General features: G+C 75.5%; 2 protein-coding genes. Both read left to right on the forward strand.

Annotated features, from left to right (window positions below):
* Positions 1-364 (forward strand): DUF1731 domain-containing protein (locus BN12_RS21890; RefSeq protein ID WP_157635780.1); only part of this gene is annotated, 364 nt, incomplete at its 5' end.
* A 121-nt stretch (positions 365-485) separates the two neighbouring features.
* Positions 486-1,010 carry a hypothetical protein gene (locus BN12_RS21895; RefSeq protein ID WP_157635620.1) on the forward strand — a complete coding sequence of 175 codons (525 nt, stop codon included), beginning with the start codon at positions 486-488 and terminating at the stop codon, positions 1,008-1,010.
* Positions 1,011-1,035: the final 25 nt, after the last annotated feature.

The raw sequence follows: 1,035 nt of genomic DNA on the forward strand, positions 1-1,035 counted from the left end.
CGCCCGGCTCGGCCTCGGCGGGCCGCTCGGCTCGGGGCGCCAATGGTGGCCGTGGATCACCGTCGTCGACGAGGCCCGGGCCATCGCCCACCTCGTCGACCATCCCGAGGTCACCGGCCCGGTCAACCTCGTGGGCCCGCATCCGGATCGGCAGAAGGACGTCGCGAAGGCACTCGGCGCGGCACTGCACCGGCCGGCGCTCCTGCCCGCACCGTCACCGGCCCTGCGCCTCGTGCTCGGCGGCTTCGCGGCCGAGGTCCTCGACAGCCACCGGGTGCTGCCTACTCGCCTGTCCGCGTCGGGCTTCGGCCACACCCATCCCGACCTGGGCGCGGCGATGCGGTGGCTCGTCACGACGGGCTGACGAGGTCTCGCGGAGCGCGTGATCGCCCGCCCGCTGCCGGCCCGGTGGTGCACAGGCCCCGATCGGGTGCGAGACCGCCACCTCCTCGTCGCGTTCCTTGCCGAGGCTGGGGGTCTGGAGGATGCTGGGAGGGACGCCGTCGCCCCCGGAGGAAGTGGTCACGATCACCGGATCCCCGTTCACCGCGCAGGAGTGGCAGGCCCTGCGACTCGCGCCGTTCTGGATCCTCAGCGCGGTCGTCGGGAGGGACCGCGACTTCACCGAGCCCGACCGCGTCGCCTTCGCCGTCGCCGTGGCTCGCGCCCGGGCGACGACGTCGGACCCGCTGACCACCTCGGTCCTCGACGCGTGCACCGGCCGGTTCGACCTCCTTCTCGCGGAGTACGAGGAGGACGAGCGGTCGGTCGGCTCGGGCCTTCACGACGTGGCCGGCATCCTCGCCCGCACGGCGGACGACCACGGTGCGGCGTTCCGGGACGCGCTGGTGCGGACCATCGGCGTCTCCCTCGCCACGGCCCGGGGGCCCTACGGTCGCACGGCGACCGTCGAGGACCTGCAGCGCCTCCGGCTCGCGGCCGCGCTGATGACCGCCGACGAGCCCGGGGCGGCCCGGTCCGGGCTCGCCCGGACCGCCGGCGTCGCATAGGACACCCACCTCCGGCGGCCGGCGG

The sequence above is a fragment of the Nostocoides japonicum T1-X7 genome, from assembly GCF_001046855.1.
Lineage (GTDB): Bacteria > Actinomycetota > Actinomycetes > Actinomycetales > Dermatophilaceae > Nostocoides > Nostocoides japonicum.